Source organism: Streptomyces sp. NPDC048419, assembly GCF_043200415.1.
GTDB lineage: Bacteria > Actinomycetota > Actinomycetes > Streptomycetales > Streptomycetaceae > Streptomyces.
In genome coordinates this window covers 326,137-352,768 of record NZ_JBICXT010000003.1, presented here as the reverse complement: position 1 = coordinate 352,768, position 26,632 = coordinate 326,137, and the positions used below count along the sequence as shown (strand labels likewise).

The window sequence follows — 26,632 nt, the reverse complement described above, 5'->3', positions numbered from 1 at the left end:
TGGACTGCGCCACGTTGCGCGTCCTCCGGTTCTGCCGTACCACACCCGCCCCAAAAGGGGCGCGTTTTCCGGACATTGGCGAACGAAAAGCGGGCCACCCGGTGCGGTGCAACGGTCGGCCAGCCTACCGCGAGCGATATGACTACAGGATCACCGGTAGGGCAGAAAACAGGATCACTGGGACGGCGCCCGGGTTCACGTTGTGCGCTCCGGTAGCACCCCGCTGAGCAAGAACGCCACGCTCCGCTCCCTCTCCGTCCAGGCGCGGGTGTCGAGTTCGACGGACTGCAGCAGTGCGCACTCGACCTGGTAGCCGTGCTCCGTCAGGTCCCGGCCGATCAGTTCGGCCTCGTCGCGGGTCGCTGCGTGCGTGACGATGCGCTGCGGGCGGCGGTCGGCGACCGCGGAGACCACGGCCGCTCCCCCGCCGCCGACGCGGACGACGTCGGGCTCGGGGAGGTTCTCCAGGACGTGCGGGGCGGCACCCTGGACGACTTGGAGCTGCACGCCGAACGTACGCGCGTTGGACGTGGTGCGCTCGCAGGCCCGCGGGTCGCTGTCGACTGCGATGACGCCGGCGCCGGCCCGGGCGGCCTCCGTGGCGAAGGCGCCGCTGCCGCAGCCGATGTCCCACACGAGGTCCCCCACGCGCGGGCCGAGCCGGGCGAGTTGGGCCGCACGCAGCGGTTCCAGTTCGCCTTCGCCCATGAGACCGCCGTAGGACTCGGCGGGCAGGGTCCAGCCGCGCGGTCCGGCGCTCGGGTCGCGGCCGGCGATCCAGCCGGGGCCGTCCGCCACGGCGGCGGTGCGGCCGACGACGATGACGACGTTCGGGTCGCGCCAGGTGTGGTCGGCGGCCTTGTCGGAGGTGACGACGGTGACCTGTTCGCGTTCGGTGCCGAGTTCCTCGCAGATGACGAAGGTGCGGTGCACGCCCTCCATCAGCAGGCCGAGTTCGGCGGGCCCGGCGCCCGGTGAGGTGAGGACGGCGACCTTCGTGTGGGCGCGGCACACATTCACCGCGCGTCGCAGGGTGCGCCTATGTGCGACCACGACCAGGGCGTCGTCCCAGGGCATACCGGCGCGCGCGAAGGCCGCGGCCACGGAGGAGACGGCGGGGACGACTTCGACCTCAAGGCCGAACTCGGGTGCGCGCAGCGTCCGTACGACACCGAAGAACGCGGGGTCGCCGTCGGCCAGCACGACCGCGGTACCGCGGTGGCCGGTGATCCGGCGGGCGGCGAGGGCGACACTGCCGAGGCGGATGCGCTCGGCGCCCGGCGGCACCTCGGGGAGCGCCAGATGATGTGCGGCGCCGGCCACCAGCGTGGCGGCGCCCAGAGCCGAGCGGGCGGCGGCTGTCAGCGGCGAGCCGTCCCAGCCGATCACCGTGACGCGGTCGGCCATCGTCGTCAGTCTCCAGGGGTTCTGCGCAGGTCGTCGGAGGCAGCCCGGGCGGGCTTGGTGAGGGTACCTGGTGAAGTGAGCCGGAAAGCCCGGCGGTGTACCCGACCGCTTCTGATCGGTCTTGGTTCAGTTCCAGTCGGGGAAGGTCGTGAAACCACTGGAGTCGGTCAGTTGCTCGTCGGCGCCGTCGAGATCCTCGGGCAGCAGGCTCCAGACGATGTAGTCCGTGCGTACGTCGCTCCAGGTGCCGTCGTCGGCGCGGACGTGCGCTATGCAGGCGTTGCGCAGGACTCCCTCGCTGATGCAGCCGATCTTCTGCGCGACCTGCTGGGAGGCGGTGTTGTCGGCCGCGGTGCGCAGCTCGATGCGCTCGAACTTCTGGTCGCCGAGGAGCCATTGGGCGGTGGCGAGCGCCGCCTCCGAGGCGTAGCCCTCGCCGCGCGCCCAGGGGGCGATGATGTACGACATCTCGGTGGACCGCACGTGCCAGTTGGTCTTCGCCAGCTGGACGACGCCGACCAGGCGCTGGGTGAGGAACTCGGCGACCGCGAGGTCGAGTCCGCGGCCGGCGACGCGTTCCGCGGGCGCGTGGTCGTCGATCCAGGCGCGGGCCCGGTCCTCGGTGTAGGGCTGGGGGACGCCCGTCCAGGCGCCGACCTGCTCGTCGTTCATCATCTCGGCCAGTGCGGGCACATCGTCCTCGTCAAGGGGACGCAGCACCAACCGCTCCGTGCTGATGGAGATGTTGGGGAAGGTGCTAGTCATGCGCCGCTCCGTAACCTTCGGAAACCTTCAGTGCCTGCTGAACTGCCCAGCATGCAGCATGAAACCACCGAACCGCACGACGGGGTCCACCCGTGGTGACCAAGTGGACCCCGTGCGTGGCGATACGCCGTATACGCGAGGTGGGCAGGGATTGACCCGACTCGGATGACTCCGAAGACTCAGAAGGTCCGAAGACTCAGAAGGACGGGATGACCGAGCCCTGGTACTTGTCCTCGATGAACTTCTTGACCTCGGGCGAGGTGAGGAGCTTGGCGAGCTTCTTCACCCGCGGGTCCTTCTCGTTGCCCTTCTTCACCGCGAGGAAGTTGCCGTAGGGGCTGTTCTTCGCGGACTCCAGGACGAGGGCGTCCTCGGCGGGCTTGATCCCGGCCGAGATGGCGTAGTTGCCGTTGACGACCGCGGCGTCCACGTCGTCCAGGGAGCGCGCGGTCTGGGCCGCCTCGACCTCCTTGAACTTGAGGTTCTTCGGGTTCTTGGCGATGTCCTGCGGGGTCGCTTCGGTGCCCGCGCCGGCCTTGAGCGTGATGAGGCCGTCGGCTGCGAGCAGCTTCAGGGCGCGCGCCTCGTTGACCGCGTCGTTCGGGACGGCGATCGTCGCACCGCTCTTCAGCCCGTCGGCCTTCTTGACCTTGTGGGAGTAGAGGCCGAGCGGCTCCAGGTGGACCGTGACGACGGGCACGATGTGGGTGCCGCGCTTCTTGTTGAAGTCGTCGAGGTACGGCTTGTTCTGGAAGTAGTTGGCGTCCACCGAGCCGTCCTCGGTCGCGGTGTTCGGGACGATGTAGTCCTGGAACTCCTTGACCTCCAGGTCGAGACCCGCCTTCTTCGCCAGGTTCTTCTTGACGAAGTTCAGGATCTCGGCGTGCGGGGTGGGGCTCGCGGCGACGACCAGCGGTCCGCTGTAGTCGGAGGAGCTCGCGGTGGATTCCGAGCCCGAACCGCAGGCGGTGAGCCCGAAGGTGAGGGCTCCGGCGGCGAGGACGGCGGTGCTGAGCTTTGCGGTGTTACGCACGAAAAGTGCCTTTCCTTAAGGGTGGAGCGACCCCGCGGTTGGTGGTGCGGGGAGACTGAGGGGGTGCCGGACGGGCCTAGGCGACCTTGGTGACGTCGGCCGCGCCCGGGTCCTTGGCCTTCAGCAGACGCAGCCTGGGAGCCGGGCCGGAGCGGCCGCGGCTGTGCAGCGAACGGGCCGCGAAGTCGCCGGCGAACTGGATGAGCGAGATGACCACGGCGAGGATCGCCACGGTGATCCACATCAGCTCGGTCTCGAAGCGCTGGTAGCCGTAGCGGATGGCGATGTCGCCGAGGCCGCCGGCGCCGACCGTGCCGGCCATCGCGGAGTAGCCGATGAGGGCGACGATCGTGGTCGTGGTGCTGGCGATCAGGGAGGGCAGGGCCTCGGGCACCAGGACCTTGCGGACGATCGTCCAGGTGTTGCCGCCCATCGACTGCACGGCCTCGACCAGCCCGCCGTCCACTTCACGGACAGCCGTCTCGACCAGGCGCGCGAAGAAGGGGATCGCGCCGATGGCGAGCGGCACGATGGCGGCCTCACGGCCGATGGTCGTGCCGGTGATCCAGCGCGTGAAGGTCATCAGCGCGACCATCAGGATGATGAAGGGCATCGAGCGGGCGATGTTCACGACCTGCCCGATGACCTTGTTGGCGAGGACGTTCTGCAGCAGCCCGCCACGGTCCGTGAGGACGAGCAGGATGCCGAGCGGGAGCCCGCCCACGACGGCGATCAGGGTGGACCAGCCGACCATGTAGAGGGTGTCCCAACACGCCTGGGACAGCAGGGGCTGCATCTCGGACCAGGTCACTTGACGGCCTCCTTGACCAGCACGGGCTCCTGGCCCACCACATCGATCTGCAGCCCCTGTTCGCGCAGGAAGCCGATCGGCACGACGTTGTCCTCGTAGCGGCCGGGCAGTTCGATGCGCATCCGGCCGACCTGGAGTCCGCCGACGGTGTCGATGGCGGCGCCGAGGATCGATATGTCGATGTTGTAGGTGCGCGAGAGCTGCGAGATGACGGGCTGGGTCGCGGCCTCGCCCTGGAAGGTGACGTCGACGACCGTGCGGTCCGCGCCGGTGGCCTCGCCGCCGACCGGGAACAGCGCACCGGCCAGCTCGGAGCCGGGGGTGGCGAGCAGCTCGCTGACGGTGCCGGATTCGACGATGCGGCCGTTCTCCATCAGGGCCGCCGAGTCGCAGATCGACTTCACGACGTCCATCTCGTGCGTGATGAGCAGGACGGTCAGTCCCAGCTGGCGGTTCAGGTCGCGCAGCAGCTGGAGGATCGAGCGGGTGGTCTCCGGGTCGAGGGCGCTGGTGGCCTCGTCGGAGAGCAGCACCTTGGGGTCGCCGGCCAGCGCGCGGGCGATGCCGACCCGCTGCTTCTGGCCGCCGGAGAGCTGTGCGGGGTGGGCCTTCGCCTTGTCGGCGAGGCCGACGAGGTCGAGCAGCTCCAGCGCCTTGCGCGAGCGCTCCCGGCCCGATGTGCCGAGGATCTCCAGCGGCAGCTCGACGTTGTCCTGGACCGTGCGCGAGGCCAGCAGGTTGAAGTGCTGGAAGACCATGCCGATACGGCTGCGCGCGCGGCGCAGCTCCTTGCCTGCGCGAGGCCCGCGCCCCGCGAGGGCGGTGAGGTCCTGCCCGGCGACGGTCACCGTGCCGGCGGTGGGCCGCTCCAGCAGATTGACGCAGCGGATGAGTGAGGACTTGCCGGCACCGGACTGGCCGATGACGCCGTACACCTCGCCTTCGCGGACATGCAGATCGACGCCGTCGAGGGCGGTGACCTCACGGCCGCGGGAGCGGTAGACCTTGGTCAGGCCCGTTGTGGTGATCACAGGGGTTTCCGTCACTGTCGAGTACGCGGGCGTGGGTGTGCCCTGGTACGGAGAAGGGATGTGCGCGGGGCATCCGGGTCTCGCAGGCGCACGGCCTGCGGACATGCCACGGGGGCTCGCTTCGGGGCGCGAGGCTCAGGGGATGGTGCAGGGGCCCTCTAGAAGGCGCACATTCGACACATACAACGAGCACCGGGCGTCATGGTCGCCTCGGTCGCAAGGGTGCGGCAGCTCGTCGTGGTCATGCGATCAGTAAACCAGACGTACGGTCCTTACCGGCCGCCGCTGTCCGCATGGTGGACAGCGGCGGACACCCGTCAGCGGCGGACGGAGATCTCCACTTCCCCGTCGGTGACCAGGGCGGACAGGGCCGAGAGATCCTCGACCACCAGGTCGGCGTCGAGCTCGTGGGCCTGGTGCGTTGTGGCCAAGGCCACGGTGGTCATGCCGGCGGCGCGGCCGGCCGTGAGCCCCGCGGGCGCGTCCTCGAAGACGACGCAGCGGGCCGGGTCGACGCCGAGGGCGCGGGCGGCGAGGAGGTAGGGCTCGGGGTCGGGCTTGCCGCGGGTGATGTCGTCGGCGGCGACCAGCATCTTGGGCAGGATGCCCACGGCGGCCAGCCGGGCCTCGGCCAGGCGCCGGGTGGCGGAGGTGACGACCGCCCAGCGGTCGGCCGGTAGCGCGTCCAGGAAGTCCCTGGTGCCGGGCAGCAGCCGGACGCCGTCGTTCGGCACGTCCTCCACCTCCAGCTGCTCGACCCGCGCGACGGCCTCCGGCACCACGTGCGCCGGCAGCAGGTCGGCGGCTATCTCCACGGCGGGCCGTCCGTGCAGTTCGACGCGGGCGAACTCCTCGGCGGTGATGCCGTACTCCTCGGCCCAGCGGGTCCAGCAGCGGTGGACGGAGTCCAGGGAGGAGACGAGGGTGCCGTCGTTGTCGAACAGAAGGGCTTGTGCGTGGATCTTCATGCTCCCGACCCTACGGCGCAGGGCGGGGCCGACGGCATCGGGCCTTTTACGCCGTAATAAAGTCACGGCATGTTTGATGTCCTGACGCTGGTGACCGGCGTCGCCGCGCTGCTGCTCGCCGTCTGGTGCGGCTGGGCCGCCTTCCGCGACCAGCCGACGAAGGACTGGCACTTCATCGGGATGGCCGTGGTGTCGGTGCTGGCCCTCGTGCAGCTGGTGATCGGGATCGTGCAGCTGGCGCGGGGCGAGAAGCCGGACCAGGGCACGACGATCTTCGTGGCGTATCTGCTGGGGGCCTTCGCGTGCGTCCCGGCGGCGGGGTTCATGTCGCTGGCGGAGCGCACCCGTTGGGGTTCCGTGACGGTCGCCGCCGGCGGCGTGGTGCTGGCCGTGCTTGAGGTGCGGCTCTATGACATCTGGGGAGGCTGAGGTGGCCGTGACCGAGGAGAAGCCGACGAGGACCCGTCTGATCGGCGGGCCGGGCATGCTGCTCGTCTGGTTCTACGGCGTGATGGTCGTCGGGGCCGTGTCGCGCTCCGTGTACCAGATCGCGACCGAGTTCGACCGGGCGCCGCTCGCCTACTCACTGTCCGCGGTCGCGGGCGTCGTCTACGGCTTCATCACGTACTCACTGGTGCGCGGTGGCGAGACGGCCCGCAAGGCGGCACAGGTGTGCTGCGCCGCCGAGCTCGCGGGCGTGCTGATCGTCGGGACCTGGACGGTGGCCGACCCCTCGGCCTTCCCGGACGCGACGGTCTGGTCCGACTACGGCATGGGGTACGTCTTCATCCCCGTACTGCTGCCGCTGTCGGCCCTGTACTGGCTGCGCAGGTCGCGCCGGCCCGTCACGCCGTAGCCGCGTACGCCCCCGCCGCCTTCTCCAGGACGATCATCGGCACCCCGTCGTTGCCCTGGGAGGTGCCCACCGCCTCGTAGCCCACCTTGCGGTACAGCCGCAGGCTGCCCTCGCTGCGGTGGCCGGTGTGCAGGCGGAACAGCTTCGCGCCGCGCTCGTCCGCGAGCGCCGACTCGGCCGCGCGCAGCAGCCGCGCGCCGATGCCGTGGCCCTGCAGGCGGGGGTGGACGCAGAGCTTGCCGATGGAGGCGGAGCCGTCCTCGGTGACCCGGCCGCGCACCGAGCCGACGACCTCCTCGCCGAGCCGCGCGACATAGACGCAGTCCGCGACCACCTCCTGACGGAGCGAGTCGAGGCTCTGCACGAGCGGGTCGATGCGGTAGTTGCCGTACAGCGCCGCCTCGCTCTGGAAGCACAGGTACTGGAGCTTGAAGATCTGCTCTGCATCCTGCTCGGTCGCCACCGAGATGGTCACGCTCATGCCCATGTGCGCACGCCTCCCGCTCACCTGATCGCCGGTCGTAAACACTCCTATCCCCGCGGTTCGCGCGTCGCAACCTCCGGTGCGAGCAATCGACGCAGACATCCCAGGCATCTGGAACGTTCCGGGCCGAGACTGCCCTGTGAGATACCCAACTCCCCCGCGATTTCCCGGTATGTCGGGTCCTTCGGGGACAGCAGCGCCTCCAGCAGCCGCGGGCAGCGGCCGGGCAGCCTGCGGACCGCCTCGCGCAGGGCAAGGCGGCGGGCGGCGGCGAGGGCCAGCTGTTCGGGCTCGCGGTCGAGGTCGTCCGCGGGCTCGATGTCGTACGGCCGCTCGAAGTGGGTCGTACGACGGCTGCGGCGGGCCTCGGAGCGGACGGCGCTGCGCAGCCAGCCGTGCGGGTCGCGGGGCGGCCCGTCCACCTCGAGGTGCTCCAGGAGGCGGAGCCAGACCGCCTGTTCCAGGTCGCCCGGCTCGGCCCCCGAGGCATGTGCCTCCGCGAAGGCCTCGGCGGTGAGCAGCGGGCGCAGGGCGGCGACGAGGTCGGGTGTCATATGCGACACGACGCGGCCGCCCGGGCAGGAGGTTGCCCGGGCGGCCGCCGATCACCCCAACCGGGGTCCAGGGCTCAGCCGTTGACGAAGTCCTGGCGGGCCAGCACGCCGGTGTCCGCGTTGTCGGTGAAGACGCCGTCGATGCCGGTGGCGAAGTACGTCCTGAAGGCGCCGAAGGCGTCGCCGTACCCGTCGGCGTCCGTGCCCTTGCGGAACTCCTTGGGCAGGAAGGGGTTCTCGTTGCGCATGGTGTACGGGTGCAGGATCAGCCCGACCTTGTGCGCGTCCGCGACGAGGGTGGTCCGGTTGCCGAGGCTGCCGTCGGCGTTCTTCGTGATGACCAGGTCGAGGGTCGGGCCGATGCCCTGCGCGTAGCCCGCGATCTCCCTGAGGCCCTTGGGGGTGATCAGGTCCGCGACGGTGCGCGGGTCACCGGTCTCGACGAAGTCCCAGGGGCGGCTGTCCGCGGTGGACAGCAGGACGACGAGCGGGTTGTCCACGAGCGTGTTCAGCCGCTGGATGCTGGTCGGCTCGAAGGACTGCAGGATGACCGGGGAGTTCCGCTTGTCCTTGCCGTGCTTGCGCAGCAGCTTGGCGACCCGCTCCTCCAGGCCCAGGCCCAGCTTGCGGAAGTAGGTGGGGTGCTTGGTCTCCGGGTAGATGAAGACCTGCTTGCCGCGCTTACGGGTCTGCTCATCCTGCCATTTCAGGACTTCCTCGAAGGTGGGGATCTCCCAGCGGCCGTTGTAGAGCGTGTTGTGCGGGCGGTTGGCCGGAATGCGCTCGATCGCGCGCAGCGTCTTCAGCTCGGCCAGCGTGAAGTCCTCGGTGAACCAGCCGGTGGTGGAGACGCCGTCCAGCACCTTGGTGGTCTTGCGGCCGGCGAACTCGGGGTGGTCGGCGACGTTCGTGGTGCCGCCGATCTCCGGCTCGTGCCGGCAGACCAGATGGCCGTCCTTGGTGGGGCACAGATCGCCGGCCTCGACGATGTCGGCGCCGAGGTCCAGGGCCAGCTCGTAGGAGCCGAAGGTGTGCTCGGGACGGTAGCCGCCGACGCCGCGGTGACCGATGATCGTGGGCCTGGGCAGGCTCTTCAGCCCGCCGCTGCCCGCCCGGCCGGCGTCGGCCGCTCTCGCCGTGCCGGACAGGCCGAGTACCGCTCCGCCCGCGCCCAGCACCGCCGCGCCGAGGAGCGCACGCCGCCCGGTGCTCTGCGCCTGCTCGTCCTGCGATCCCATGAACGCCTCCCCTGAATCGTCGAGTTCGTCGATGCGGGCCGATCGTAGGGGCGTGGACATGACGCAAGGGAGACCTTGGCCGGAACACGCGGGTGACTCGGGATGTCGCACGGGAACCCGAAGGAAAGTGCCTGACCTGGGCGCACGCGATCTCCGTCACATCATGACGGGCCGGTTACCGGCGGGCACCGGGATATCACCCCAGGTAAACACGCATCAACAGTACGTAAGAACCGGGTGAACCCGATGTGCAAGACACCGCGGACCGCGAGTATCGTCCTCACCTGCAAAGACTCATACCGAATCCCCTGACACCGGAGGGCCCGTTGTCCCGCTTCGCGCTCATCAAGGCAGTGCTCGGACCGATCATGCGCCTGATGTTCCGCCCACAGGTGGAAGGCGCCGAGCACATCCCGGGTGATGGTCCGGTCATCCTGGCCGGCAACCACGTGACGTTCATCGACTCGATGATCCTGCCCCTGGTCTGCGACCGCCAGGTCTTCTTCATCGGCAAGGACGAGTACGTCACCGGCAAGGGCCTCAAGGGCCGTCTGATGGCGTGGTTCTTCACCGGGGTCGGCATGATCCCGGTCGACCGCGACGGCGGCAAGGGCGGCGTCGCGGCCCTGATGACCGGGCGCCGCGTGCTGGACGAGGGCAAGGTCTTCGGCATCTACCCCGAGGGCACGCGGTCGCCCGACGGGCGGCTGTACCGGGGGCGCACGGGTATCGCCCGGCTCACTCTCATGACGGGGGCGCCCGTGGTGCCGTTCGCCATGATCGGCACGGACCGGATTCAGCCCGGTGGTGCGGGGCTGCCCCGGCCGGCAAAGGTGACGGTTCGTTTCGGCGAGGCCATGGAGTTCTCCCGGTACGAGGGGATGGACCGGGATCGATATGTTCTGCGGGCCGTGACCGACTCCGTGATGACCGAGGTCATGCGGTTGTCCGGGCAGGAGTACGTGGACATGTATGCGACCAAGGCGAAGGCCGCCTAGGTCTCCGACGGTTTCGGCAGGACTTCGGGGGCGGGTGCGGTGCGGTTGCTCGCGCGGTTCCTCGCGCCCCCGAAAGACTTCAAGACCTAAAGGCGTTGCCCGCGGAGTAGGTACCAAGCCGCCGCCGCCGTCGCCAGCAAGACCGCTGCTCCTACGCCTGATGCCATGCTCAGGCCGTTGACGAATGCTTCCCTGGCGGAGGCCAGGAGTTCCCGGCCCGCTGCCGTCGGCATTCCCGCCGCCGCCTCCACCGCGCCGCCCAGTGACTCGTGCGCTCCCGCCGGGGTGCCCGCCGGGGCCGTGAAGCCGCGGTAGATGCCCGTGACGATCGTGCCGAGGAGCGCGATGCCGAGGGCCGCGCCGAGTTCGTAGGCCGTCTCCGACACGGCGGATGCCGCGCCCGCCTGCTCCTTCGGTACGGAGGAGAGGATGACGTCGGCCGTCACCGTGAAGGAGAAGCCGGCGCCCACTCCGACCACCAGCAGGGCCGCGCCGAGCAGGGGGTAGCCGGTCGACTCGCCGATCACTGTCAGCGAGGCCAGGGCCAGGCCCACGGCCGCCAGGCCACCGGAGACCACCGCGCGGACCGAGAAGCGGCGCGCGGTACGGCCCGCGACCAGGCCCGCCGCCACCGCGCCCACCGCTGCGGGCAGTTCGGCCAGGCCCGCCTCGAACGGGCGCCTGCCCTGGACGAGTTGCAGGTACTGGGAGAGGAAGAAGACCAGGCCGGACAGGCCGAGGATGGTCAGCAGGTCGGCCAGCACGGCAGCGCTGAAGCCGCGGTTGCGGAACAGCCTCATGTCCAGCAGGGGTGCGGGGAGCGTCAGTTGGCGGCGGACGAACCAGTACAGGGCCGCGCCGCCCAGCAGGCCCGCGCCCAGCGCGTCCCACGAGAAGCCGTGCGTCGCCGCCTCCTTGACCCCGTAGACGACGGCGATCATGCCGACCAGCGACAGCACGACGCTGATCAGGTCCCAGGGGCCGGGGTCGGGGTTCTTCGACTCGGGCAGCAGCTTGATGCCGACCAGGACCAGGACCGCCATCACCGGCAGGTTGATCAGGAAGACCGAACCCCACCAGAAGTGCTCCAGCAGGAAGCCGCCGGCGATCGGGCCGACGGCCGTGCCCGCGGAGGCCGTCGCGCCCCAGATGCCGACCGCGAGGCTGCGCTCGCGAGGGTCGTGGAAGAGGTTGCGGATCAGGGCGAGGGTGGCGGGCATGAGGGTCGCGCCCGCGACGCCGAGCAGGGCGCGGGCCAGGATCATCAACTCCGGTGTCGTCGCATAGGCGTTGAGGACCGATATCGCGCCGAACGCCGTGGCGCCGACGAGCAGGATCCGCTTGCGGCCGATGCGGTCGCCGAGGCTGCCCATCGACACCAGCAGTCCGGCGATGACGAAGGAGTAGACGTCGCCGATCCAGAGGAGCTGCGTGCCGGACGGCTTGAGGTCTTCGCTGATGTAGGGGGTCGCGAGACCGAGGACGGTCGCGTCGACGGCCACCAGCAGCACGGCGAGCACCAGGACGGAGAGCGCGAGCCAGCGGCCCGCGCCCTTCACCGCCTCGGTCTCGGTCGCCGGCTGCAGGGTGCTGGTCATGATTCCTCTCTCTGTCCTGTGTGCTGCCGCAGTGCGCCGCCGAGCAGCAGCTCGACGATCATGTGGGTGAAGTCGTTACGGGCCACGCGGCCTTCCGCCACCGCCCAGGCGCCGGAGCCCAGCAGGCCGTACAGCGCCTCGGTGAGCCAGGCCGGGCTGAGGTCGATACGGAACTCGCCGGCCGTCTGGCCACGGCGGAACAGGGCCGCGATGCGGTCGTCGATCCTCGTCCAGCCCGCGTTCTGCTGCTCGCCCTCGAACAGCTGGTTCTCGGTGTAGAGGAAGGCCAGCAGGCCGGCGGACGGCTCGATCTCGCGCACCAGCCGGTGCACGGCGTCGGCGGCAGACCCTTCCTCGATCCGGGCCGCGTCCAGCGCCGCCTCGCACTCGGCGATGCCGAGCGACTCCAGCGCCCGTACGAGTGCGTCGCGTCCGGCGAACTGGCGGTGCAGCGTGGCGCGGCTGATCCCGGCCGCCTTGGCGACCTCGTCCATGGTCGCGGTGGCTTTGCGGGTCAGCAGGGCCGCGGCGGAGCGCAGTACGTGGTCACGGTCGACAGACATGAGACAACCATAACCCATATGAGACGCCGATGTCTCATCTTGGGCACACGTGACTCAGCGGGCCGACCGTCTCGGTTCTGTTCAGTGCCAGGGCAGGCGGCTGCGCTGCTCCCAGTACGCCACCGGCTCCTCCACCAGGGTCGCGAGCCGTGACAGCTGGTCGTCGTCCAGGTCCACGACCGCCGCGTGCAGGTTGGAGGAGAGCTGGTTGACCGTCGCGGCGCCGGACAGGACGACGCCGGCCCAGGGCTGGCGCAGGATCAGGGCGAGGGCCACGGCGTCGCAGCCCAGGGACGTCTGTGCGGCCACGGCCTTCAGCGCCTCGGGCGCGTGGGCGTCCGCGAGGCGGCCGTTGGCCATGCTCTCCTTGACGATCACCGTGAGCCCGGCGTCGTGCGCCTCGGCGAGGGCGGGAGCGGCCGAGGTCTCCAGGGCGTTGTACGTCGACTGGACGGTACGGAAGAGGGGCTCGCCGTCGACCGTCACGGCGAGGGCCGCGCGGATGGCGTCCGCCTGGGCGGGGCCGCTGGTGGAGAAACCGATGGTCGTGCCCTGCGCGGCGGCCTCCGCGAGCTTCGCGTGGAGTTCCTTGTCGGTGAGGGCCGGGCTGTCGGGGGTCACCGAGTGGATCTGGTAGAGGTCCAGATGGTCGCCGAGCAGCTCGGCGGTCTCGGCGCGCTGGCGCTCGTACGCCGGAAGGGTGTGGTCCTTGACCTCGTGCCGCTCGGCGTCCGTGGTCCAGCTCGCGGTGTAGGTGTAGCCCCACTTGCTGCCGACGACGATGTCGTCGAAGCTCGGGCGGGCGTTCAGCCAGTCGGCGAGGAACTCCTCCGAGCGGCCGTAGGAGCGGGCCGCGTCGAAGTAGCGGACGCCCTGGACGTAGGCGGCGTCGAGGAGTTCATGGGTACGCGTGCGCAGCGTCTCGACGCTGCGGTCCTCTCCGAGGTCCTCGGTGCGGCCCAGGTTGATGTAACCGGGGCGGCCGATCGCGGCAAGGCCGAGGCCGATGTGGCAGGTGGGGGTCGTCGCTGTTGCCAGTCGGGCGAAGGGCATCGCGGGCTCCGTCGGGTCGGTCCGGTACGGCTTCCGACCAACGTACCCGCGATGACCTTCGGTAATAACCGGGCGCCGAAGAGCTCGGGCAGCTCGGGGAGGACGTGCCGCTAGGTGCCCGAACAGCACACCTAGGCCTTCCTGGCCGTTGCCCAGGCGTGCTGGGCCGCCACGTCCGTCCTGACCTCTGCCAGCTGGATCGCGACGGCGCTCGGGGCCGTGCCGCCGCGGCCGTTGCGGGAGGCGAGGGCGCCCGGGACGTTGAGGACCGTGCGGACCTCGGGGGTGAGGTGGGCGGAGATCTTGGCGAACTGGTCGTCCGTGAGGTCGGCCAGCTCCTTGCCCTCGGCCTCGGCGGCCTTGACGCACTCGCCCGCGACCTCGTGGGCGACCCGGAAGGGCACGCCCTGCTTGACCAGCCACTCGGCGATGTCGGTGGCGAGGGAGAAGCCGGCCGGGGCCAGTTCCTCCATACGCTCGCGGTGCACGGTGAGTGTCGCCATCATGCCGGTGAAGGCCGGGAGCAGCACCTCCAGCTGGTCGATGGAGTCGAAGACCGGCTCCTTGTCCTCCTGGAGGTCGCGGTTGTACGCGAGCGGGAGGGCCTTGAGCGTGGCCATCAGGCCGGTCAGGTTGCCGATGAGGCGGCCCGACTTGCCCCGCGCCAGCTCCGCGATGTCCGGGTTCTTCTTCTGCGGCATGATCGAGGAGCCCGTGGAGAAGGCGTCGTGCAGCGTCACGAAGGAGAACTCCTTCGTGTTCCAGATGATGACCTCCTCGGCGATCCGGGAGAGGTTCACGCCGATCATCGCGGTGACGAAGGCGAACTCGGCGGCGAAGTCGCGGGAGGCCGTGCCGTCGATGGAGTTCCCGGAGCTGCCGTGCTCGAAGCCGAGTTCCTTGGCGACCGCCTCCGGGTCCAGGCCGAGCGAGGAGCCCGCGAGGGCGCCCGAGCCGTACGGAGACACCGCGGTCCGCTCGTCCCACTGGCGCAGCCGCTCGGCGTCCCGGGAGAGGGACTGCACATGCGCGAGGACGTGATGGGCGAACAGCACCGGCTGGGCGTGCTGGAGGTGGGTGCGGCCGGGCATCGCCACGTCCGGGTGGGCCTCCGCGAGGCCGATCAGCGCGTCCTGAAGCTCGGCGATCAGGCCGCCGATGGTGCGGGCGTGGTCCCGCAGGCACATCCGGAAGAGGGTCGCCACCTGGTCGTTCCTCGACCGGCCCGCGCGCAGCTTGCCACCGAGGTCGGGGCCGAGCCGCTCCAGCAGGCCCCGCTCCAGGGCGGTGTGCACGTCCTCGTCGGCGATCGTGCCCACGAAGGAGCCGTCGGCGACATCGGCCTCGAGCTGGTCGAGGCCGGCGATCATGCGCTGGAGCTCGTCCTCGGTGAGCAGGCCCGCCTTGTGCAGCACGCGCGCGTGGGCTCGGGACCCGGCGATGTCGTACGGCGCGAGCCGCCAGTCGAAGTGGACGGACGCGGACAGCTTCGCCAGGGCCTCGGCGGGACCGTCGGCGAAACGGCCGCCCCAGAGCCGAACGTCACCGCTGTTGCTGCTCACTTGCGTTGCTCCTAGGGAGGGTTGGTCGGATTTGGCCAGACGTCACGCCAGGTCGCGTCAGGCTACGCTCGCGATTGACGCTGTGCCGCGATCCTCGACGACAGACTGTAGATGTCGATGAAGCCCTTGGCCGCGGCCTGGTCGAAGGTGTCGCCGGTGTCGTACGTGGCGAGGTTGAAGTCGTAGAGCGACGACGCGGAGCGCCGGCCGGTGACGACCGCGCGGCCGCCGTGCAGCGTCATCCGGATGTCGCCGCTGACATGCTGGTTGGCCTCCGTGATGAAGCCGTCCAGAGCCCGCTTGAGCGGGGAGAACCACTGGCCGTCGTAGACGAGTTCGCCCCAGCGCTGTTCCACCTGCCGCTTGTAGCGGGCGAGTTCGCGCTCGACCGTGACGTTCTCCAGCTCCTGGTGGGCCGTGATCAGCGCGATCGCGCCCGGCGCCTCGTACACCTCGCGGGACTTGATGCCCACGAGCCGGTCCTCGACCATGTCGATCCGGCCGACGCCCTGGGCTCCGGCACGCTCGTTGAGCTGCTGGATCGCCTGGAGGACGGTGACGGGCCTGCCGTCGATCGCGACCGGGGCACCCTGCTCGAAGGTGATGACGACCTCGTCGGCCTCTCGCTGGGCGGCCGGGTTCGAGGTGTACTCGTAGACGTCCTCGATCGGCGCGTTCCAGATGTCCTCCAGGAAGCCCGTCTCGACGGCGCGTCCGAAGACGTTCTGGTCGATGGAGTACGGGGACTTCCGGGTCGTCACGATCGGGAGCTGTTTGGCCTCGCAGAAGGCGATCGCCTTGTCGCGGGTCATCGCGTAGTCGCGGACCGGGGCGATGCAGGTGAGGCCGGGGGCGAGGGCGACGATGCCGGCCTCGAAGCGGACCTGGTCGTTGCCCTTGCCGGTGCAGCCGTGGGCGACGGTCGTGGCGCCGTGCTTCTCGGCGGCGGCGACTAGATGCTTGACGATCGTCGGCCGGGAGAGCGCGGAGACGAGCGGATAGCGGTCCATGTAGAGGGCGTTGGCCTTGATCGCCGGGAGGCAGTACTCCTCGGCGAACTCGTCCTTGGCGTCGGCCACTTCGGCCTCCACCGCGCCGCAGGCGAGGGCGCGCTTGCGGATGACGTCGAGGTCCTCGCCGCCCTGGCCGACGTCGACCGCGACAGCGATGACCTCGGCGCCCGTCTCCTCGGCGATCCAGCCGATGGCGACGGAGGTGTCCAGACCGCCTGAGTAGGCGAGTACGACGCGCTCGGTCACGGGGTTCTCCTCATACCGCATTCACTGATATGCATGAGTATGCAGAGCTCTGCATGATTCGTCAATCCGATACGTCGGCGTGATGCGCCGGTGCGATGTGTCGGTGCGATGCCGATGCGGGAGCCGATGCGGGCCGATGCAAGGGCCGCTTGAACGCGAGCAACCGCTTTCTCGTACCTCACGCAAGAACGCAGGCGCCGCGTTTGTACACCCCGGCCACAGCAGTGACACCCCCGTCACTCCAGACCCGAGTGAGGCTCCGCATGTCCAGGGCTCTTCCGAAGTACAAGAAGCGTCGCGTGGCGGTCATCGGCGGCGCCGCCGCCGTGGCACTGTCCGGCGCGGTGATCGCCGGTACCGCCCTCGCCGGTACGCCGTCCAAGGGCGACGGGCACGACGCCCGGACCCTGGCCGCGTCCCCCGGCACCATCACGTGCCCGGACGTCGCCTCGCGGCTGCCACAGATCCCGGCCTCCGCGAAGGCCGAGGTCGACCGCAACGTCGCCCTGCTCAACACCCAGATCGACGAGGCCGACAAGCGCCTCGCGGCCACAGTCGGCCAGGGCGGACCCAACTTCGTGCAGAACGCGATCCTCGGCCCGCTGGAGGACAAGCGGATCGCCACCGTCAACCGCATCGCCACCGCGATCGGCCGTACCGCCGAGAAGCCCACCGGCCTGGACGCGCTGGCGCCGTGCACGCTCGACGCCGGTGGTGGTGCCGCCGGCACCGGTGACCAGGCGGGTGGCGGCGACGCGGCCGGGACGGGCGGACAGGCGAGTGCCGCCCCGAGTGCGACGGCCTCGGACGGCGCCGGCGACGCGGCGGCGGAGACCGGGAACACCGGCGCCGGCACCATCACCTGCCCGGACGTCGCCTCGCAGCTCCCGGCGATCCCCGCCTCCGCCCAGGCCGAGGTCGACCGCAATCTCGCCCTGCTCAACACCCAGATAGACGAAGCCGACAAGCGGCTCGCGGCCACGGTCGGCCAGGGCGGGCCCAACTTCGTACAGAACGCGATCCTCGGCCCGCTCGCCGACAAGCGGAAGTCGACCGTCGACCGCATCGCGATCGCCATCGGCCGAACCGCCGAGAAGCCCACCGGCCTCGACTCCCTTGCCGCCTGCACGCTCACCAAGTGACGTGACAGGCGCTGTGGCCGCCCCGATTCAGCGCCGGCCGGGGCGGCCACGGCCGGAGGCGGCAACTGGACGACGTAATTCCTTAGACAAACGAAAGACCTACGCGCATAATCATGAAGCGTGGGAAAAACTTACGAGGGTATCGACGGCAGGCTGCGGACCTTCATCGAGGAGCAGCCCCTCTTCTTCACCGCGACCGCGCCCCTGTCCGGCGACGGCACGGTCAACCTCTCCCCCAAGGGCCTCAAGGGCTCCTTCGCGGTGCTCGACGAACACACCGTGGCCTACCTGGACTTCGCGGGGTCCAACGCGGAGACGATCGCGCACCTGCGGGAGAACGGCCGCATCACACTGATGTGGTGCGCCTTCCAGGGCCCGCCGAACATCGTGCGCGTGCACGGCCGCGGCGAGCCGGTCTTCCGTGACGACCCGCGCTTCAAGGAACTGCTCACCCACTTCCCGGACATCGACGGCTTCCGGCACGGCCTGCGCGCCGTCGTCGTCGTGACGGCGGACCTCGTCCGCGACACCTGCGGTTACGCGGTGCCCTTCATGACGTACGACGAGGACCGCGACCTGCACGCAAGGCGCTTCGCGCGCGAGGACGACGTCTCGCTCGGCGAGTACTTCACCCGGAAGGAGCACATCGCGACGAGCCTGGACGGCCTACCCGGGCTGCCGTTGCCGCTGCCCCCGTCTACGGTCTGAGCCATGCGAACCGCTCTGGCCGCGGCTGCCCTGGTGTCCGCCTCCGCCCTGATGCTCGGCGCCACGCCCGCCGCGAGCCCGCCGCTGCCCGCCCGCATGGCCGACACCGGGGGCGGCACGCAGCTGATCACCGCCGTGGCCGCCGGGACGGGCTCGACGGCCGGCACCGTCACCTGGTGGGACCGGCGGGGCGGGAAATGGGTGAAGGCCGGTTCCGCGGCCGCCCGGTTCGGGGCGAAGGGGCTGGTCGAGGGCGCGTCCCGCAGGCAGAACACCAACACCACGCCGACCGGTCTGTACGACCTGCCCTTCGCCTTCGGCATCAAGGCTGCACCCAGCGGCACGGTCTACAAGTACCGTCCGGTGCATCAGAGTTCGTGGTGGTGCGAGGACAACGCCTCGCGCTCCTACAACCGCTGGACCGAGCCGCGTCCGGCCGACTGCCGGGCATCCGAGTCGGAGCATCTGGTCGCCTACCCCTCGCAGCACGCGTACGCGCTCGTCGTCGGCTTCAACTACCACTCCAGGGTGCACGGCCGCGGGGCCGGGATCTTCCTGCACGTCAACGGGCGTGGGGCGACGGCCGGTTGTGTGTCCGTACCGGCTGACGCGATGCGGCGGATCCTCACCTGGGTGCGCCTGGGAAGGGGTCCGCACATCGCGATCGGGACGACGGGCGGGCGTACGGCGATCACGCGGTACTGAGCCGCACGGTGAACGCGGTCGAACCCGGCCGGCTCTCCAGACCCACGCTCCCGCCGTGGGCCTCCACCACGGCCGCCACGATCGACAGACCGAGGCCGGCTCCGGCCCCGGGGGCGTCGGTGCGGCGGCGGTCGGCCCGGGTGAAGCGCTCGAAGACGCCGTCCCGGATGTATTCCGCTACGCCCGGGCCGTCGTCGTGCACCGTGAGGACGGCCGTGTCGCCCTCGGTCTCCAGGGACACCGAGACCTTGGTGCCGGCGGGAGTGTGCACGCGCGCGTTGGCCAGCAGGTTGGCCAGCACCTGGTGCAGGCGGTGCTCGTCGCCGGTGACGGTGACCGGCTCCTCGGGGAGTTCCAGGGTCCAGCGGTGTCCGGGCCCCGTGGCCCGGGCGTCCGTGACGGCGTCGAGGACCAGGCGGGTCAGGTCGACGGGACGGCGTTCCAGGGGGCGTCCGGCGTCCAGGCGGGCCAGGAGCAGCAGGTCGTCGACCATCGCGCCCATACGGCCGGACTCGGCGGCGATGCGTTCCAGGGCGCGGGTGACCTGCGGCGGCACGGGACCCGGATGCAGCAGGGCGAGCTCCGCGTGCCCGCGCACCGTGGCGACCGGCGTGCGCAGCTCGTGGCTGGCGTCGGCGGCGAAGCTGCGCAGCCGCTCCTCGCTCGCATGCCGTTTGGTCAGCGCGTCCTCGACGTGGCCCAGCATCCGGTTGAAGGCCCCGGCGACCCGGCCCACCTCGCTGCGCGGGTCGGACTCCGGCGCACGCGGCGGCAGGGCCACCTCGCCGCTGGCGAGCGGGAGTTCGCTGACGCGGGTGGCGGTCGCCGCGACCCGGCTCAGCGGCCTGAGCGACCAGCGCACCCACAGCGCGCCCGCGACGCCGGTGAGGGTGAGGGCGGCGCCGAAGACGATCCCGGCGACCAGTTCGAGCCGGTGGACGGTCGCCTGCACCGGTTCCAGGGGGAGCCCGGTGAGCAGGACGTCGCCGTCGTGACCCCGGGTGGCCGTCACCCGGTAGTCGTCGATGGAGAGCTCGACGTTGTGGCCCTTGCCGTCGACCGGGACACCGGCGAGCTCCTTCCTGTCGTGCGGTGTGGGGGTGATGTAGACGATGCCTGCCGGGCGGATGACCGCCGCCGTGGTGACCGTGGAGCCGACCAGTCGGGCGCCGAAGGTGCCGGTGCCCAGCCGGCGGTCGTCCCCGCGCTCGTCGCCGTCGTGGTCGTCCGGCAGCTGGCCACCGTGCTCGAGGCTGACGGCGAAACGGTCGCCCGTCTGGCTCAGCTGCTGGTCGAGGCGGCTGGTGAGGAAGCCGTTCAGCTCGAACACCGCGGCGAGACCGACCGCGGCACAGCTGATCGCCAGCAGCACCACCAGACCGACGGTGAGCCGGGCCCGCAGCGTGCGCGGGAGGGGCAGGCGGCGCCACTGAAGCCTCATGGGCTCACCGGCTTGAGGACGTACCCGGCGCCGCGCACCGTGTGGATCATCGGCTCCCGGCCCGCGTCCACCTTCTTGCGCAGATACGAGATGTACAGCTCGACGACGTGGGCGCGGCCGCCGAAGTCGTAGGACCACACCCGGTCGAGGATCTGCGTCTTGCTGAGGACCCGGCGGGGGTTGCGCATCAGGAAGCGGAGCAGCTCGAACTCGGTCGGGGACAGCTCGATCAGCGCGCCCGCGCGGGTCACCTCGCGGGCCTCCTCGTCCATGACGAGGTCGCCCACGATCAGCCGCGGTCCCTCGTCCTGCTGCCGGGCCATGCCGGCGCGGCGCAGCAGTCCGCGGATCCGGGCGACGACCTCCTCCAGGCTGAAGGGCTTGGTGACGTAGTCGTCGCCGCCCGCGGTGATGCCCGCGATCCGGTCCTCCACCGCGTCCCGTGCGGTCAGGAAGAGCACGCAGACGTCCGGCTTCACGGCGTGCAGGGAGCGCAGCACCGAGAAGCCGTCGGTGTCGGGGAGCATCACGTCGAGGACGACCGCGTCCGGCATGAGCTCCCTCGCCTCGGTGAGGGCGGAGGCACCGTCGCCGGCCGAGTGCACCCGCCAGCCCTCGTAGCGCAGGGCGCCGGAGAGCACCTCGGCGAGGTCCGGGTCGTCGTCGACGACGAGGACGCGCAGGGGCGTGCCGTCGGGGCGGGTCAGGGCGGGGCGGCCGGAGCGGGTGGTGTTCATCGCCCTTCCAGGATCACCCCTCGCGGGGGCGTCGGGCGACGGGCGAGGCTCTGAGTTTCCTCTGAGTGCGCTCGGTGGGGTCCTGTTCAGAGGTTGCTGAGAGGTTCGACCGGCACAGTTGCGTCCGGAACAGGCGAAAGGACGCACACATGACCACGGTCTACGAGCGACGGGCGGCACCGGCCGTGGCGCCGCCCGCACGGCGCTCCCCCGCGGGTGCCGTGCTGGCGCTGCTGTGGGCCGGCGCGGCCGCCGTGGTCGCGCTGTGGTGGGCGGACACCACGTCGGTGGTCGGCTCGGCCGGCTGGCTGACCGGGGCCGGGCGGCTCGCCGGGCTGCTGTGCGGGTACGCCTGCGCGGTGCTGGTCGGCCTGATGGCGCGGGTGCCGCTGCTGGAGCGGCGCATCGGCTCCGACCGGGTCGCCCGCTGGCACGCGATGGCCGGCCGCTACACGGTCTGCCTGCTGGTGGCGCACATCGTGCTGATCCTCCTCGGGTACGCCGCCCAGGACGGCGCCTCCCTCTGGCACGAGACGGCCACCGTGGTCCTGGACTACCCGGACATGCTGAAGGCGACCTTCGGCACGCTGATCCTGTTCGCCGTCGGCATCACCTCGGCCCGGGCCGCGCGCCGCCACATCAGCCACGAGTTCTGGTACTACGTCCATCTGCTCACCTACGTCGCCGTCTTCCTCGCCTTCTTCCACCAGCTGACGCTGGGCAACGAGTTCAACGGCCACGCCGTCGCCACGGCCGCCTGGTACGCGCTCTACCTCGGTGTCGGGGCCCTGGTGCTGTGGTTCCGGATGCTGGCGCCGGTGCGACTGAACGTGCGGCACCGGCTGCGCGTCGAGTCGGTGCACAGGGAGGCGCCCGGCGTTGTCTCGGTCGTCGTGCGGGGCCGCGCCCTGGACGAACTCGACGTGCGGGCAGGGCAGTTCTTCCGCTGGCGGTTCTTCGGCGAGGGCCTGGGCTGGACGTCGACGCCGTACTCGCTGTCGGCGCCGCCGCGGCAGGACCTGATGCGGATCACGGTCAAGGCGCTCGGCGACCACAGCGCGGCCGTCTCCCTGCTGCGGCCCGGCACGCGCGTGTGGGCGGAGGGCCCCTACGGCTCGCTGACCGCGGACCGGCAGACCGCGCCGAAGTCGCTGCTGATCGCGGGCGGCGTCGGCATCACCCCGCTGCGGGCCCTGTTCGAGACGCTGCCCGGCGAGGTCACCCTCCTCTACCGGGCGCGCACGGCCGAGGACCTCGCCCTGGGCGGGGAGCTGGAGGCCATCGCGCGCTGGCGCGGCGCCAAGGTGCTCTACGCGCTGAACGGACCGGACAGGCGGCGCCCCAGCCTCACCCCCCGGTCGCTGCGCGCGACCTTCCCGGACCTGGCCGGGCACGACGTGTACCTCTGCGGGCCGCACGGCTTCGCCCGCGAGCTGTACGAGGCGCTGCGCGCCGCCGGGGTCCCGGACCGCCGTATCCACCACGAGTCGTTCGAACTCTGAGAGCTGCGAGGCCGTAGAAGTGCACGCGTTGAAGAAGAACCGCCCGCTGCGCCGCATCGTTCTGGCGAGTGCCGCGACCGTCTCCGGGATGGTGCTGCTGCTGTCGCTGAAGCCGCACTCGACGCCGAATGTGGGCCTGGCGGTGCCCGCGCCCTCCAGCAGTTCGAGCAGCTCCGGCGCCGGCGCGTCCGGGGGCTCCGTCACCGGCACGAAGTCGGTCACCGGCGACACGGTCCAGACCCGCTGGGGTCCCGTCCAGGTCCGCATCACGGTCAAGAACGGAAAGCTGGCCGACGTCACCGCCGTCAGCTATCCGACGGACAACCCCCGGGATCAGGAGATCAACAGCTTCGCGCTGCCGCGGCTGCGCAGCGAGGCTCTCCAGGCCCAGAGTGCGAGCATCGACACGGTGTCGGGCGCCACGTACACAAGTGACGGTTACCGCCAGTCACTTCAGTCCGCACTCGACTCGGCACGCAGCTGAACGCACGAGCGTCGTGGCACGTATCTCTGGGCCAAGGGACCACGCCCACCCCCCTTGCCCCCGCCCCGGAGGAACAGTGACCACCACGCTCGCAGGCGGCCGCGCCGCCCGCCGCCAGACGATGCGCCGCATCCGCCCGCGCCGCTCCCCGGCGACCGTCCTGCTGCTTGCCGTAGGCGCCGGCGCGGTCGGTGTGCTGTGGCTGTGGTGGCACAACACGCCGTCCATCGCCGACGAGAAGGGCAAGATCCTCAACGCGGGCCGGATCACCGGTCTGCTGGCCGGCTATCTGATGGCGCTCGTGGTGCTCCAGATGGCGCGCGTGCCCGCACTCGAACGGCGCGTCGGCTCCGACCGGGTGGCGCGCTGGCACGCGATGAGCGGCCGGTACACGCTCTGCCTCATCGTCGCGCACGTCTTCCTCACCATGTGGGGCTACGCGCTGCAGGCGGGCAAGTCGCTCGGCGACATCGTCCAGCAGACGATCGACTCCATCAACCAGCTGCCGGACATGGGCAAGGCGGCCATCGGCATGGGCCTGTTCGTGGTCATCGGGCTCACCTCGATCGCCCCGGTCCGCCGCCGGCTGCCCTACGACACCTGGTACCACGTCCATCTGCTGACGTACGCGGCGGTGTTCCTGACGTTCTGGCACCAGATCACCACCGGCAACGACTTCGCGGTCGAGCCGATGGCGAAGACCTTCTGGTACGCCCTCTACGGCGTCGTCACCGCGCTGGTGATCTGGTACCGCATCCTCACCCCGCTCCGGCTCAACCTGCGCCACCGCATGCGGGTCGAGGCGGTCATCGAGGAGACGCCGGGCATCGTGTCCGTGCTGATCAGCGGGCGGAAGCTGCACCGGATGGGCGCCGAGGCGGGGCAGTTCTTCCGCTGGCGGTTCATGGCGCCGGGCATGCGGTTCAGCTCCCACCCGTACTCGCTGTCGGCGGCGCCCCGCCCCGACGTGCTGCGGATCACCGTCAAGGCGATCGGTGACCACAGCGCCCGGCTGCGCGAGCTGCGGCCCGGCACCAAGGTGTGGGCCGAGGGGCCGTACGGCGCGATGACCGCCCAGCGGCGCAGCCGCGGCAAGGTGCTGCTGGTCGCGGGCGGCGTCGGCATCACGCCGATGCGGGCGCTGTTCGAGACCCTGCCGGGCGCGGCCGGTGACATCACGCTGCTCTACCGGGCCAACACCACGCAGGACCTGGCGCTCTGGGACGAGCTCGCCGCCATCGCCGACGACCGCGGCGCGCGTCTGATGTACGCGGTCAACAGCCCGGACGGCGAACGCCCCGACATCTCGGCGGAGCGGCTGCGGCAGAAACTGCCCGACATCGACGACCACGACGTGTTCATGTGCGGCCCGGCCGGGTTCGCCCAGTCCGTCTACGAAGCACTGCGCGGCGCGGGAGTGCCCGCCCGCCGCATCCATCACGAGTCGTTCGAGATGTGAGCGACGGGACTTCAGGAGCCTGAGAAGCGATGAGGAAGAGTCACCCCATCCGACGTGTCGTGCTGGCCACCGCGGCCACCGTGTCGGGCGTCGTACTGCTGCTGTCGCTGAAACCGGCGTCCGACTCGAGCGCCGAGGCGGCGGGCGCTGCCCCGCAGCAGACCGCGGCCGCGCAGGAGTCGCCGCAGGGCGGTTCCGCGGCGGCCGGGTCCGGCACCGTCGACGGCAACGTGGTCCAGACGGAGTACGGCAACGTCCAGGTGCGCCTGACCGTCGGCAACGGCAAGATCACCAAGGCCGACGCGGTCCAGGCGCCCAAGGGCGGCACCAGCGACCAGAAGACCGCCCTGTCCGTGCCCAAGCTCAACCAGGAGGCGGTCGCCGCGCAGAGCGCGCAGATCGACTCGGTGTCCGGAGCGACGTACACGAGCACCGGCTACAAGAAGTCGCTGCAGTCGGCGATCGACAAGATGAAGGCGAGCGCCGGGGCCTCCAAGAGCGGCGGGTCCTCGAGCAGCGGCGGGTCGTCCGGCGCTTCCGGCAGCGGCTCCTCGCAGGCCTCCGGCGGTGCCGCACAGGCCAGGACCGTCACGGGCAAGCTCGTCAAGACCGACTACGGGCCCGTCCAGGTCCGTGTCACCGTCAGCAACGGCAAGATCACCAAGGCCGACGCGGTGCAGGCACCCACGGGCGGCCTCAGCGACCAGAAGACCGCCCAGGCCGTGCCGAAGCTGAACCAGGAGGCGGTGGCGGCCGGCAGCGCGCAGATCGACTCGGTGTCGGGTGCCACGTACACGAGCACCGGGTACAAGCAGTCGCTGCAGTCGGCACTGGACCAGGCCGGTGGCTGAGACGGTGGCCGAACCGGCAGAAGCTCCCGCCGCGGTGCGTCATGCGGAGGAGGTCATGGGGACCGTCTTCTCCTTCGACGTCCGCGGCGGGGAACCCGGTGCGGTGCAGGCGGCGCTGGAGGAGGCGATCGCCGGACTGCACCGGGTCAACGAGGTGTTCAGCATGTACCGCGACGACAGCCAGCTCGCCCGCCTCTCACGGGGTGAACTGACCGTCGAGGGCTGCGATCCCGAGGTGGCCGAGGTGCTGGAACTGGGCGCCGAGGCGGAGCGGGTGAGCGACGGCTGGTTCAGCATGCGCTACGAGGGGCGGCTGGATCCGACCGGCATCGTCAAGGGCTGGGCCGCCGAGCAGGCGGCGCGGCTCCTCGCGGCGGCGCCCGGGGTGTGCGGAGTGAGCATGAACGGCGGCGGCGACGTCCAGCTGCTCGGCTCGCCGGAACCGCACCGGCCCTGGCGGGTCGGGGTGGCCGACCCGCTGCGCCCGGGCGGCCTCGCGGCGGTCGTGTCCGCGGCGGGCGCCGACGAGCTGGCGGTGGCCACGTCCGGCACCGCCGAGCGGGGCGCCCACATCGTGGACCCGCGCACCGGCCGCTCCGCGGTGACCGACCTGGTGGCGGTGACCGTGGTGGCCCCGGAGCTGACCTGGGCGGACTGCTGGGCCACGGCCGCGTTCGCGATGGGTTCGCGGGACGGGCTGCGCTGGCTGGAGTCCCTGCCGGACGTCGAGGCGCTGCTGATCACGGCGGGCGACGAGGTCCGCTGCACGGGAGGGCTGGCGGCCCGCCTGGGATGAAGCCGGCGGGTGGCCGCCCGCCTCGGAGAACCCCCATGCGAGTCCGGGGCGCACGGATATCCGTGCGCCCCGGACTCGTTGGGTGTCAGTGGCCGTTCTGCGCCAGCCGCAGCAGGTGCTCCGCGAGCGCCTGGCCGCCGGTCGGCTCCCGGCTGATGAGCAGCAGCGTGTCGTCGCCGGCGATGGTGCCGAGGATGTCCTGCAGCTCGGCCTGGTCGATGGCCGACGCCAGGAACTGCGCGGCGCCCGGGGGGGTCCGCAGCACCACCAGGTTCGCCGACGCCTCCGCGGAGATCAGCAGTTCCTGGGAGAGCCGCCGCATCCGCTCCTCCTTCGCCGACTCGCCGAGCGGGGCCCGCGGGGTGCGGAAGCCGCCCTCGCTGGGGACCGCGTAGATGAGGTCGCCGTCGTTGTTGCGGATCTTCACCGCGTTGAGCTCGTCCAGATCCCGGGAGAGCGTCGCCTGGGTGACGGTCAGCCCGTCGTCGGCGAGCAGCTTCGCCAACTGGCTCTGGGAGCGCACCGGTTGCCGGTTGAGGATGTCCACGATCCGGCGGTGGCGTGCGGTGCGGGTCTGCGGCACGGCAGGCCCGGCGTGCTGTGCGTCGTCCTGCGCCTGACTCATCG

General features: G+C 70.9%; 28 protein-coding genes. 11 read left to right on the top strand and 17 right to left on the bottom strand.

Annotated elements, in window-relative coordinates; translation table 11 throughout:
• Window positions 1–195 precede the first annotated feature (195 nt).
• The 6 genes from cbiE to ACGFYN_RS09285 form a co-directional block, all read right to left on the bottom strand.
• Window positions 196–1,407 (bottom strand): precorrin-6y C5,15-methyltransferase (decarboxylating) subunit CbiE, encoded by a 1,212-nt coding sequence (gene cbiE, locus ACGFYN_RS09310; protein ID WP_393865166.1) that lies wholly within the window; start codon window positions 1,405–1,407, stop codon window positions 196–198.
• 126 nt (window positions 1,408–1,533) lie between these two features.
• Entirely contained in the window at window positions 1,534–2,172 is a 639-nt protein-coding gene (locus tag ACGFYN_RS09305; protein ID WP_393865165.1) for a GNAT family N-acetyltransferase, read from the bottom strand.
• Window positions 2,173–2,368: 196 nt separating this feature from the next.
• Entirely contained in the window at window positions 2,369–3,205 is an 837-nt protein-coding gene (locus ACGFYN_RS09300; RefSeq protein ID WP_393865164.1) for a MetQ/NlpA family ABC transporter substrate-binding protein, read from the bottom strand.
• A gap of 76 nt (window positions 3,206–3,281) precedes the next feature.
• Window positions 3,282–4,016: a methionine ABC transporter permease gene (locus ACGFYN_RS09295; RefSeq protein ID WP_393865163.1), complete on the bottom strand. Its 735-nt coding sequence runs from the start codon at window positions 4,014–4,016 to the stop codon at window positions 3,282–3,284.
• On the bottom strand, window positions 4,013–5,047 hold the full coding sequence (locus ACGFYN_RS09290) for a methionine ABC transporter ATP-binding protein (RefSeq protein ID WP_393865162.1): 1,035 nt from the start codon (window positions 5,045–5,047) through the stop codon (window positions 4,013–4,015). Before ACGFYN_RS09290 ends, ACGFYN_RS09295 begins: the two co-directional genes overlap by 4 nt.
• Before the next feature lie 317 nt (window positions 5,048–5,364).
• Window positions 5,365–6,015, bottom strand: a complete 651-nt coding sequence (locus tag ACGFYN_RS09285) for an HAD family hydrolase (RefSeq protein ID WP_393865161.1) — start codon at window positions 6,013–6,015, stop codon at window positions 5,365–5,367.
• A 69-nt stretch (window positions 6,016–6,084) separates the two neighbouring features.
• On the opposite strand from ACGFYN_RS09285, the gene ACGFYN_RS09280 reads away from it, so the two are divergent.
• Together ACGFYN_RS09280 and ACGFYN_RS09275 are read left to right on the top strand one after the other, a co-directional pair.
• Window positions 6,085–6,444: a hypothetical protein gene (locus ACGFYN_RS09280; protein ID WP_393865160.1), complete on the top strand. Its 360-nt coding sequence runs from the start codon at window positions 6,085–6,087 to the stop codon at window positions 6,442–6,444.
• The gene (locus ACGFYN_RS09275; protein WP_393865159.1) at window positions 6,425–6,871 is read left to right on the top strand and encodes a hypothetical protein; all 447 of its coding nucleotides are present in this window, start codon (window positions 6,425–6,427) and stop codon (window positions 6,869–6,871) included. The genes ACGFYN_RS09280 and ACGFYN_RS09275 overlap by 20 nt, the downstream gene beginning before the upstream one ends.
• Here ACGFYN_RS09275 and ACGFYN_RS09270 read toward each other — a convergent pair.
• The 3 genes from ACGFYN_RS09270 to ACGFYN_RS09260 form a co-directional block, all read right to left on the bottom strand.
• On the bottom strand, window positions 6,861–7,358 hold the full coding sequence (locus ACGFYN_RS09270; RefSeq protein WP_393865158.1) for a GNAT family N-acetyltransferase: 498 nt from the start codon (window positions 7,356–7,358) through the stop codon (window positions 6,861–6,863). The two genes, ACGFYN_RS09275 and ACGFYN_RS09270, sit on opposite strands and share 11 nt — an antisense overlap.
• A 44-nt stretch (window positions 7,359–7,402) precedes the next feature.
• Window positions 7,403–7,909, bottom strand: coding sequence for a sigma-70 family RNA polymerase sigma factor (locus ACGFYN_RS09265; protein ID WP_393865157.1), 507 nt, complete (start codon window positions 7,907–7,909; stop codon window positions 7,403–7,405).
• A gap of 74 nt (window positions 7,910–7,983) precedes the next feature.
• Window positions 7,984–9,147 (bottom strand): glycerophosphodiester phosphodiesterase, encoded by a 1,164-nt coding sequence (locus tag ACGFYN_RS09260; protein WP_393865327.1) that lies wholly within the window; start codon window positions 9,145–9,147, stop codon window positions 7,984–7,986.
• A 326-nt stretch (window positions 9,148–9,473) separates the two neighbouring features.
• Between ACGFYN_RS09260 and ACGFYN_RS09255 the strand changes: the two genes are divergently transcribed.
• On the top strand, window positions 9,474–10,145 hold the full coding sequence (locus ACGFYN_RS09255; RefSeq protein ID WP_393865156.1) for a lysophospholipid acyltransferase family protein: 672 nt from the start codon (window positions 9,474–9,476) through the stop codon (window positions 10,143–10,145).
• A gap of 86 nt (window positions 10,146–10,231) precedes the next feature.
• On the opposite strand, the gene ACGFYN_RS09250 is transcribed toward ACGFYN_RS09255, so the two are convergent.
• The 5 genes from ACGFYN_RS09250 to ACGFYN_RS09230 all read right to left on the bottom strand — a co-directional run bounded on the left by ACGFYN_RS09250 (window position 10,232) and on the right by ACGFYN_RS09230 (window position 16,180).
• On the bottom strand, window positions 10,232–11,743 hold the full coding sequence (locus ACGFYN_RS09250; protein ID WP_393865155.1) for an MFS transporter: 1,512 nt from the start codon (window positions 11,741–11,743) through the stop codon (window positions 10,232–10,234).
• Window positions 11,740–12,306 (bottom strand): TetR/AcrR family transcriptional regulator, encoded by a 567-nt coding sequence (locus ACGFYN_RS09245; RefSeq protein ID WP_393865154.1) that lies wholly within the window; start codon window positions 12,304–12,306, stop codon window positions 11,740–11,742. Before ACGFYN_RS09245 ends, ACGFYN_RS09250 begins: the two co-directional genes overlap by 4 nt.
• An 81-nt stretch (window positions 12,307–12,387) precedes the next feature.
• Window positions 12,388–13,359, bottom strand: coding sequence for an aldo/keto reductase (locus ACGFYN_RS09240; protein ID WP_393865153.1), 972 nt, complete (start codon window positions 13,357–13,359; stop codon window positions 12,388–12,390).
• Between the two features lie 131 nt (window positions 13,360–13,490).
• Window positions 13,491–14,921 carry an argininosuccinate lyase gene (argH, locus tag ACGFYN_RS09235; protein WP_393865152.1) on the bottom strand — a complete coding sequence of 477 codons (1,431 nt, stop codon included), beginning with the start codon at window positions 14,919–14,921 and terminating at the stop codon, window positions 13,491–13,493.
• Window positions 14,922–14,983: 62 nt separating this feature from the next.
• Window positions 14,984–16,180 carry an argininosuccinate synthase gene (locus ACGFYN_RS09230; protein WP_393865151.1) on the bottom strand — a complete coding sequence of 399 codons (1,197 nt, stop codon included), beginning with the start codon at window positions 16,178–16,180 and terminating at the stop codon, window positions 14,984–14,986.
• 263 nt (window positions 16,181–16,443) lie between these two features.
• Here ACGFYN_RS09230 and ACGFYN_RS09225 point away from each other — a divergent pair, with 263 nt between their 5' ends.
• The 3 genes from ACGFYN_RS09225 to ACGFYN_RS09215 all read left to right on the top strand — a co-directional run bounded on the left by ACGFYN_RS09225 (window position 16,444) and on the right by ACGFYN_RS09215 (window position 18,735).
• Window positions 16,444–17,322 carry a hypothetical protein gene (locus tag ACGFYN_RS09225; protein WP_393865150.1) on the top strand — a complete coding sequence of 293 codons (879 nt, stop codon included), beginning with the start codon at window positions 16,444–16,446 and terminating at the stop codon, window positions 17,320–17,322.
• A 120-nt stretch (window positions 17,323–17,442) separates the two neighbouring features.
• Window positions 17,443–18,030 (top strand): pyridoxamine 5'-phosphate oxidase family protein, encoded by a 588-nt coding sequence (locus ACGFYN_RS09220; RefSeq protein ID WP_393865149.1) that lies wholly within the window; start codon window positions 17,443–17,445, stop codon window positions 18,028–18,030.
• A gap of 3 nt (window positions 18,031–18,033) precedes the next feature.
• Window positions 18,034–18,735: a L,D-transpeptidase family protein gene (locus tag ACGFYN_RS09215; RefSeq protein ID WP_393865148.1), complete on the top strand. Its 702-nt coding sequence runs from the start codon at window positions 18,034–18,036 to the stop codon at window positions 18,733–18,735.
• Here the strand turns inward: ACGFYN_RS09215 and ACGFYN_RS09210 are convergent.
• Both ACGFYN_RS09210 and ACGFYN_RS09205 read right to left on the bottom strand, forming a co-directional pair.
• Complete coding sequence (locus ACGFYN_RS09210) at window positions 18,722–20,176, bottom strand: sensor histidine kinase (RefSeq protein WP_393865147.1); 1,455 nt, start codon at window positions 20,174–20,176, stop codon at window positions 18,722–18,724. The genes ACGFYN_RS09215 and ACGFYN_RS09210 overlap by 14 nt on opposite strands.
• Window positions 20,173–20,913 (bottom strand): response regulator transcription factor, encoded by a 741-nt coding sequence (locus ACGFYN_RS09205; RefSeq protein ID WP_393865146.1) that lies wholly within the window; start codon window positions 20,911–20,913, stop codon window positions 20,173–20,175. Before ACGFYN_RS09205 ends, ACGFYN_RS09210 begins: the two co-directional genes overlap by 4 nt.
• 149 nt (window positions 20,914–21,062) lie before the next feature.
• On the opposite strand from ACGFYN_RS09205, the gene ACGFYN_RS09200 reads away from it, so the two are divergent.
• From ACGFYN_RS09200 to ACGFYN_RS09180, 5 genes are all read left to right on the top strand, one after another.
• The gene (locus tag ACGFYN_RS09200; protein WP_393865145.1) at window positions 21,063–22,415 is read left to right on the top strand and encodes a ferric reductase-like transmembrane domain-containing protein; all 1,353 of its coding nucleotides are present in this window, start codon (window positions 21,063–21,065) and stop codon (window positions 22,413–22,415) included.
• Between the two features lie 19 nt (window positions 22,416–22,434).
• Entirely contained in the window at window positions 22,435–22,899 is a 465-nt protein-coding gene (locus tag ACGFYN_RS09195; RefSeq protein WP_393865144.1) for an FMN-binding protein, read from the top strand.
• 76 nt (window positions 22,900–22,975) lie between these two features.
• Window positions 22,976–24,358, top strand: a complete 1,383-nt coding sequence (locus ACGFYN_RS09190; RefSeq protein WP_393865143.1) for a ferric reductase-like transmembrane domain-containing protein — start codon at window positions 22,976–22,978, stop codon at window positions 24,356–24,358.
• A 29-nt stretch (window positions 24,359–24,387) separates the two neighbouring features.
• On the top strand, window positions 24,388–25,209 hold the full coding sequence (locus ACGFYN_RS09185) for an FMN-binding protein (protein WP_393865142.1): 822 nt from the start codon (window positions 24,388–24,390) through the stop codon (window positions 25,207–25,209).
• A gap of 4 nt (window positions 25,210–25,213) precedes the next feature.
• Window positions 25,214–26,005, top strand: coding sequence for an FAD:protein FMN transferase (locus tag ACGFYN_RS09180; protein WP_393865326.1), 792 nt, complete (start codon window positions 25,214–25,216; stop codon window positions 26,003–26,005).
• Window positions 26,006–26,090: 85 nt separating this feature from the next.
• On the opposite strand, the gene ACGFYN_RS09175 is transcribed toward ACGFYN_RS09180, so the two are convergent.
• Entirely contained in the window at window positions 26,091–26,630 is a 540-nt protein-coding gene (locus ACGFYN_RS09175; protein ID WP_393865141.1) for an arginine repressor, read from the bottom strand.
• Window positions 26,631–26,632: the final 2 nt, after the last annotated feature.

Excerpts from the sequence above, each read along its gene's own strand:
- cbiE (WP_393865166.1), bottom strand. The coding sequence starts at position 1,407 with ATGGCCGACCGCGTCACGGTGATCGGCTGGGACGGCTCGCCGCTGACA.
- ACGFYN_RS09305 (WP_393865165.1), bottom strand. The coding sequence starts at position 2,172 with ATGACTAGCACCTTCCCCAACATCTCCATCAGCACGGAGCGGTTGGTG.
- ACGFYN_RS09285 (WP_393865161.1), bottom strand. The coding sequence starts at position 6,015 with ATGAAGATCCACGCACAAGCCCTTCTGTTCGACAACGACGGCACCCTC.
- ACGFYN_RS09280 (WP_393865160.1), top strand. The coding sequence starts at position 6,085 with ATGTTTGATGTCCTGACGCTGGTGACCGGCGTCGCCGCGCTGCTGCTC.
- ACGFYN_RS09275 (WP_393865159.1), top strand. The coding sequence starts at position 6,425 with ATGACATCTGGGGAGGCTGAGGTGGCCGTGACCGAGGAGAAGCCGACG.
- ACGFYN_RS09270 (WP_393865158.1), bottom strand. The coding sequence starts at position 7,358 with ATGGGCATGAGCGTGACCATCTCGGTGGCGACCGAGCAGGATGCAGAG.
- ACGFYN_RS09265 (WP_393865157.1), bottom strand. The coding sequence starts at position 7,909 with ATGACACCCGACCTCGTCGCCGCCCTGCGCCCGCTGCTCACCGCCGAG.
- ACGFYN_RS09260 (WP_393865327.1), bottom strand. The coding sequence starts at position 9,147 with ATGGGATCGCAGGACGAGCAGGCGCAGAGCACCGGGCGGCGTGCGCTC.
- ACGFYN_RS09250 (WP_393865155.1), bottom strand. The coding sequence starts at position 11,743 with ATGACCAGCACCCTGCAGCCGGCGACCGAGACCGAGGCGGTGAAGGGC.
- ACGFYN_RS09245 (WP_393865154.1), bottom strand. The coding sequence starts at position 12,306 with ATGTCTGTCGACCGTGACCACGTACTGCGCTCCGCCGCGGCCCTGCTG.
- ACGFYN_RS09240 (WP_393865153.1), bottom strand. The coding sequence starts at position 13,359 with ATGCCCTTCGCCCGACTGGCAACAGCGACGACCCCCACCTGCCACATC.
- ACGFYN_RS09225 (WP_393865150.1), top strand. The coding sequence starts at position 16,444 with ATGTCCAGGGCTCTTCCGAAGTACAAGAAGCGTCGCGTGGCGGTCATC.
- ACGFYN_RS09215 (WP_393865148.1), top strand. The coding sequence starts at position 18,034 with ATGCGAACCGCTCTGGCCGCGGCTGCCCTGGTGTCCGCCTCCGCCCTG.
- ACGFYN_RS09210 (WP_393865147.1), bottom strand. The coding sequence starts at position 20,176 with ATGAGGCTTCAGTGGCGCCGCCTGCCCCTCCCGCGCACGCTGCGGGCC.
- ACGFYN_RS09205 (WP_393865146.1), bottom strand. The coding sequence starts at position 20,913 with ATGAACACCACCCGCTCCGGCCGCCCCGCCCTGACCCGCCCCGACGGC.
- ACGFYN_RS09200 (WP_393865145.1), top strand. The coding sequence starts at position 21,063 with ATGACCACGGTCTACGAGCGACGGGCGGCACCGGCCGTGGCGCCGCCC.
- ACGFYN_RS09185 (WP_393865142.1), top strand. The coding sequence starts at position 24,388 with ATGAGGAAGAGTCACCCCATCCGACGTGTCGTGCTGGCCACCGCGGCC.
- ACGFYN_RS09175 (WP_393865141.1), bottom strand. The coding sequence starts at position 26,630 with ATGAGTCAGGCGCAGGACGACGCACAGCACGCCGGGCCTGCCGTGCCG.